Below are 6,060 nucleotides of genomic sequence, written 5' to 3' on the forward strand. Positions count from 1 at the left end.
TACCCCTCGTAGCGGGCCACCTCCCGGGCCGCCGGGCGGCCGTGGTGGTGGCGGGCGTAGTCCCGGGCCATCCGGCGCGCCCGCATCGACCCGAGCGCGAACGGCTCGCCCGGCCCCAGCCACCCGGCCAGCACATACGCCGGCAGCTCCGCCCGTACGACACCCAGCTCCCGCTGCCGGCTCCAGACCGCGAGCCAGGTCACCAGCCCGAACACGGGCACCATGAAACCGCCGTAGACGGCGAAGAACCCGTACTGCCCGAAGGTGGCCGAGCCGTTCCAGAAGGCGTGCATGCCCATCGCGAGCAGCAGTCCGCACACCGGCAGCAGGACCCGCCGCACGCGCCGGCGCTCGCCGGACAGCGCGGCGATGCCGAAGCCGATGCCGGTCAGGACGGTGAACAGGGGGTGCGCGAACGGGGACATGACGATGCGCACGAAGAAGGTGGCGGCGGTGACGGAGGCGATGCCCCGGTCGCCGGTGAGCTGGTCGGTCCCGAACGCCGTGCCGAGGTAGAGGATGTTCTCGGTGAACGCGAACCCGGTGGCGGTGGTCCCCGCTATCACCACGCCGTCCACGATCCCGGTGAAGTCGCGTCTGCGGAACAGGAAGACCAGCAGTACGGCGGCGGCCTTCGCGGACTCCTCCACGACCGGCGCTATCACGGTGGCGCCGAGCGTGTCGGCGCTCGCCGGGTCGGCGGTGGAGGTGGCGATCCACTCGGTGGCGAAGCTGTTGGCCACGATGGCTATCAGCGCCGCCGCGCAGGCTCCCCAGGCGAAGGAGAACACGAGGTTCCGCCAGGGGCCCGGCTCCACCCGGTCCAGCCACCGGAACGCGGCGATCAGCCAGGGCACCGGCAGCACGGCCAGCCCGAGCCCGACGAGGAACCCGTCGGTGCCGGTCTGCCGCCGCACGAGCGCGAGGATCACCAGCCCGGACAGCGCCAGCAGCGTGCTCGGCGCCCCGTACCGCACCCACCTGCGCTGCCACCAGTGCGGGTGGCGGAGCACCCCGTCGCCGGGGCTCGGGGGACGGGTCGGGAACGGGGGACTGGTGGCCACGGCATCGACCCTAACGGTGACGGCACGACGGGCTGAGCGGATTACCGGCCCCGGACGCTCGGGGCGCCCGTGGCCTTCCGGTCGGTTATCCGTCCCGCCGGTGCGGTACGCGTCGGAACAGCAGATCGTTCACGACGTGTCCCTTGTCCAGTCCCTGTCCCTCGAAACGGGTCAGCGGCCGGAACTCCGGGCGCGGCGCGAAACCGCCGTCCGGCCGGGTGTTCTCGAAGTCGGGGTGCGCGGTGAGCACGTCCAGCATCTGCTCGGCGTACGGCTCCCAGTCCGTGGCGCAGTGCAGCAGCGCGCCGGGCTTGAGCCGGGTCGCCGCGAGCGTCAGGAACTCGGGCTGGATGAGCCGCCGCTTGTGGTGCCGCTTCTTGGGCCACGGGTCGGGGAAGTAGACGCGCAGTCCGTCCAGCGAGTCCGGGCGGAGCATCTCCCGCAACAGGATGATCGCGTCGCCGTTGCCGACCCGGACGTTGGTGAGGCCGTCCCGGTCGGCGAGGCCCAGCAGGTTGCCCTGGCCGGGGGTGTGCACGTCGACGGCGAGGATGTTGGTGTCCGGGTCGCCGGCGGCCATCCGCGCGGTGGCCTCGCCCATCCCGAACCCGATCTCCAGGACCACGGGACGGTCGTTCCCGAACAGCTCGGCCAGGTCGATCACCCGCTGTCCGTCGATGTCCAGCCCCCACTTGGGCCACAGCCGCCGCAGGGCGTCCGCCTGCCCGGCCGTCACCCGGCTGCGCCGCGGCTGGAAGCTCCGGATCCGCCGCTCGAAGTGCGAACCCGCGGGGTCCGCCCTGGGCCCGTCCGGGAAGCGCGGCTCACCCTTGGCCCGGACGGGCCGGACGGGGTCACCGGGGGCGGACGGGGCGGCGGGGGAGTTCAGGGAGTCAGACACAGTAAGCCCAATTTTACGGGTGCGGGCTCGTGGGCCCGGTGGTCCGGTTCCCTGGGGCCCGAGGTCCGGTGGTTCCCTGGGTCCCGTGGTCCAGGTTCGGCGGACTGGTCCGGGGGGCCGGTTTTGCGGGCCTGGTGACCCCCCGGCTCCGGGGGTAGGTCCTGCGGCATCGGTGGTCCGGTTCCGAGGGCCGGTCTTGGGGGTCTGTGGCTGGTTCCGAGGGCCGGTCTCGGGGGTTTGGGTGTCCGATTCCGGGGGCCGGTCTGCGGCACCGGCGGTCCGGTTCCGGGGGCCGGTCTGCGGCACCGGCGGTCCCGTTCCGGGGCCGGTTCCAGAGGCCGGTGGTCCCGTCCCCGCGGTCGGTTTCACGAGGCCGGTGGTCGGGTTTCTGCGGCCGGTTCCTCATGGCCGTGGTCAGATTCCGCGTGGCCGGTTCCACCGGCCGGAGGTCACCGCGGTGCCCGGAGCATGGCCAGGGCCCGGCGTCCGATCTCCCGTCCGATGGGCAGTGAGGCGGTGGCGGCGGGTGAGGGGGCGTTCAGCACGTGCACCGCGCGCGCCCCCTCCCGGATCAGGAAGTCGTCCACCAGCGTCCCGTCCCGCAGCACCGCCTGCGCCCGCACCCCGGCCGGGGCCGGCACCAGGTCCCCGGCGTCCACGCCGGGCAGCAGTCTGCGCACCGCCTCCAGGAACGCCCCCTTGGACACCGAGCGGCGCAGCTCACCCGCGCCGTACCGCCAGTGCCGCCGGGCGATCGCCCACGAGCCGGGCCAGGCCAGGGTCCCGGCCAGTTCCCGGGGCCGTACGACCCCCCAGCCGTACCCCTCGCGGGCCAGCGCCGGGACCGCGTTGGGGCCGATGTGCACGCCGCCGTCGACACCGCGGGTCAGATGCACCCCGAGGAACGGGAACGCCGGGTCCGGCACCGGATACACCAGGCCCCGCACCAGCTCGGGCCGGGCCAGCTCGTAGTACTCCCCGCGGAACGGCACGATCCGCATCCCGGGGTCGTCCCCGGTCAGCCGCGCCACCTCGTCGCAGCGCAGCCCGGCGCAGTTGACCAGCACCCGCGCGCGGACGACGGCCCCGGCCGCGGTGAGCACGGCCACGCCCCGCTCCGGCCGCCGGTCCACCCGTACCACCTTCGCGCCGTACCGGATCTCCGCCCCGGAGGCCCGGGCCAGCTCCCGGGCCACGGCCGTGTAGTCGCACACGCCGGTGGTGCCGACGTGTATCGCGGCCAGGCCGCGTACCTCCGGTTCGTACTCGGCGATCTGCGCCGGTCCCAGCTCCCGCACCGGGATGCCGTTCTCCCGGCCCCGCTGCACGAGCGCGTGCAGCCGTGGCAGCTCGGCGCGCTCGGTGGCGACGATCAGCTTGCCGGTGACGGCGTGCGCGATGCCGTACTCGGCGCAGAACTTGACCATCTCGGCGGCGCCCCGCACCGCGTACCGCGCCTTGAGGGAGCCCGGGCGGTAGTAGATCCCGCTGTGGATGACCCCGCTGTTGCGTCCCGTCTGGTGCCGGGCGGGCCCGTCCTCCTTCTCCAGCACCGTCACGCGGGTGCCCGGCGCCGTCCGCGTGATGGCGTACGCCGTCGAAAGCCCGACGATCCCCCCGCCGACCACGAGCACATCACAGTCGTACGCCCCGCCCAGCACCGAGCACCACCTCCACTCCCGATAGTGCACTGCGCCACTGACAGCGGCTTCAAACGCGCGGACGCACAGCGCCCCGCCGGCGCGCCCGCCACGGTGGCGCGGCCCTACGCCGGTGCCATCAGCAGCGGCCGGGCCCGCTCGCGCAGCTCCACCACCCGCGGCTCGTCCCCGTACGGCTCCAGCCGGTGCAGGAGGTCCTTCACGTACTCGGTGGTCCGCGCGGACGAGATCCGCCCCGCCACCTCCACGGCCCGCACGCCCTGCTCGCACGCCGCGTCGAGGTTCCCCGACTCCAGCTCGGCGACGGCGGAGACGACGAGCCGCAGCCCGTGCGAGCGCACGAACTCCTCCGTCGGCTTCGACAGCGCCTGTTCGGTGAACCTCCGCACCTGACGCGGCGCCTTGAGATCGCGGTAGCACTCGGCGGCGTCGGCGGCGAACCGGTCGTATCCGTAGAAACCCAGCCAGGAGGGGTCGTTGTCGCCGGGACGGGACCGTTCCAGCCAGCCCTCCGCCGCCTTCAGCGCCGCGCCGGCCGCCTGCGCGTCGCCCGCGCGCGCGTGTGCCCGCGCCTCGACCAGCCGGAAGAAACTCATGGTGCGGGCGGTGGCCAGTCCCCGGTTGCGCTCCAGCGCGGCCTGCGCGAGGTCCACGCCCTCGTCGCCGAAGCCCCGGTAGGTGGCCTGCAACGACATGGAGGCCAGCACGTACCCCCCGAGGGGGACGTCGGCCGCCGCGCGCGCGAGGCGCAGCGCCTGGATGTAGTACCGCTGCGCGGCCTCCTGCTGCCCGGTGTCGAAGGCCATCCAGCCCGCGAGCCGGGTGAGTTCGGCGGAGGCGCCGAACAGGGCGCGGCCCACCTCGTCGGAGTAGGAGCCGAGCAGCAGCGGTGCCGCCTCCACCCGCAGGCACTCCGGCACCATCGACGAACGCCAGTCCCCGCCACCGTACTTGGAGTCCCAGCGCCGGGCGTCCTCGGCGGCCTCCCGGAGCTTCTGGACATCGCTGTGGCCGACTTTGAGCGGTGCGCCGGAGCCCTCGGCGGCGCACGCCTCCCGCGCGACCGAGCTGTCGGCGGGGGTTATCAGCCAGCGCGAGGCGGGCGTTGCGTACGCGCTCACTGCGAACGATCCGGCGAGGGACTGCCAGATGCCGCCGGAGCCGGCCCGGCGGCCGGCCAGGTCGAGGCGGTACAGCTCGGTCGCCGACTTCACGGCCTGGGCCACGTCCCGGGGGAAGGCGAGGCCCACCTCCGGCGCGGGATCCGCGTCCGCCAGGCCGATCTCGTGCAGCGGGACCGGGCGGCCGAGCTTCTGGCCGATGGCGGCGGCGATCAGATGCGGCGCCGCGCCCTGCGGCACCATGCCCTTCGACACCCAGCGCGCCACGGACGTCTTGTCGTAGCGAAGCGTCAGACCGCGCTGGGCGCCAAGGTCGTTGACGCGCCGGGCGAGTCCGGCGTTGCTGATTCCCGCGAGGGCGAGAACGGCGCCGAGCTTTTCGTTCGGCCCGCGTTGCTCCCTGGACATGCGCCACCCCTCGACACAGACGGCTGCCGCGCTGGCATAACCGTGCGGCATTCGTAAACCCAGCGTAGTTCGCCGCATCCCAAGCGTTAAGGGGCAATGTTCCGGATGGCGGGATTGTGGTCGGTACGCGGACGCGGGCCTGTACGCACCGTGCACGGGCTGTCGCGACGTGCCCCCGCCCGTGTGGCCGTGCGCCCGCCCGTGCGCTCTTCTCCGGCCATCCGGCAAGCGGTTCCATGGGCCGTGCGTGGGTCGGCCCGCTGTACTGGATCCAGTGGGCTGGGGGACACCGCCGCCTTCATCCCCGCGGGTGGCGGACCGGTCCGGGAGGCGTCGTCCGCCTCCCGGACCGTGCGTAGAAGTAAGCCCTCATGCGCTCCGCAGGCCTGTACGGAGAGTGCTCGATTCCGGCGCCCCGCCAAGTATTTGGCTGAAAATAATCCCCCGATCGTGCGGTGGATTTCCTTCGTGACCATGCAACTTGAGGGCGCGAAAGGCGATTTGGGGGAGCGCATTAGGGGCGCATTCATGTCGCACCCGTCGAGCGCCGCCTCCGCCCCGCCCGCCGGCCGCTCGTCAACTCCCCTTCCCGCACGCCGCGTACATCCCTCGGTCGAAGGCGGCCACGCCGTGCCTCCCCGGCCTGTCCTTCGTGGCAGCATGGGGGCCGGTTCGTGCGGTGCACTGGTGGTCCACAGCCTGTGGAGGCGTCGATGCGGTGGTTGGTGGGGTGGAGCAGCACCGCCGCGGGCGCCGCCGGCACCGGCTCCGCGGGGGCCGTCGGGTACGACGGCGAAACCCTGCAACCGGTCGGCTCCCAGCTCCTGTGGGGCGACCCGGACCCCCTGTGGGCGGTCGGCGACTGGCGCCCCGACGAGGTGCGCGTGGTGCACGCCGACCCCGAG

At 73.5% G+C, this 6,060-nt stretch carries 5 protein-coding genes; 1 reads left to right on the top strand and 4 read right to left on the bottom strand.

Annotated elements, in window-relative coordinates:
- The 4 genes from H5J33_RS20225 to H5J33_RS20240 all read right to left on the bottom strand — a co-directional run.
- Nucleotides 1-1,064: PrsW family intramembrane metalloprotease (locus tag H5J33_RS20225; protein WP_181796339.1), on the bottom strand; the 1,064-nt coding region annotated here is incomplete at its 3' end.
- Nucleotides 1,065-1,149: 85 nt separating this feature from the next.
- Nucleotides 1,150-1,965: a tRNA (guanosine(46)-N7)-methyltransferase TrmB gene (gene trmB / locus H5J33_RS20230; RefSeq protein ID WP_181796340.1), complete on the bottom strand. Its 816-nt coding sequence runs from the start codon at nucleotides 1,963-1,965 to the stop codon at nucleotides 1,150-1,152.
- A 449-nt stretch (nucleotides 1,966-2,414) separates the two neighbouring features.
- On the bottom strand, nucleotides 2,415-3,626 hold the full coding sequence (gene lhgO / locus H5J33_RS20235; RefSeq protein ID WP_181796341.1) for an L-2-hydroxyglutarate oxidase: 1,212 nt from the start codon (nucleotides 3,624-3,626) through the stop codon (nucleotides 2,415-2,417).
- A 104-nt stretch (nucleotides 3,627-3,730) separates the two neighbouring features.
- On the bottom strand, nucleotides 3,731-5,155 hold the full coding sequence (locus H5J33_RS20240; RefSeq protein ID WP_181796342.1) for an MFS transporter: 1,425 nt from the start codon (nucleotides 5,153-5,155) through the stop codon (nucleotides 3,731-3,733).
- A 713-nt stretch (nucleotides 5,156-5,868) separates the two neighbouring features.
- On the opposite strand from H5J33_RS20240, the gene H5J33_RS20245 reads away from it, so the two are divergent.
- The coding region (locus tag H5J33_RS20245; RefSeq protein WP_181796343.1) for a hypothetical protein at nucleotides 5,869-6,060 on the top strand (192 nt) is incomplete at its 3' end.

The organism is Streptomyces sp. WELS2 (assembly GCF_013870595.1).
GTDB lineage: Bacteria > Actinomycetota > Actinomycetes > Streptomycetales > Streptomycetaceae > Streptomyces.

What these genes read in the sequence shown, in the direction of transcription:
- H5J33_RS20240 (WP_181796342.1), bottom strand. Translation starts at nt 5,155, where the DNA reads ATGTCCAGGGAGCAACGCGGGCCGAACGAAAAGCTCGGCGCCGTTCTC.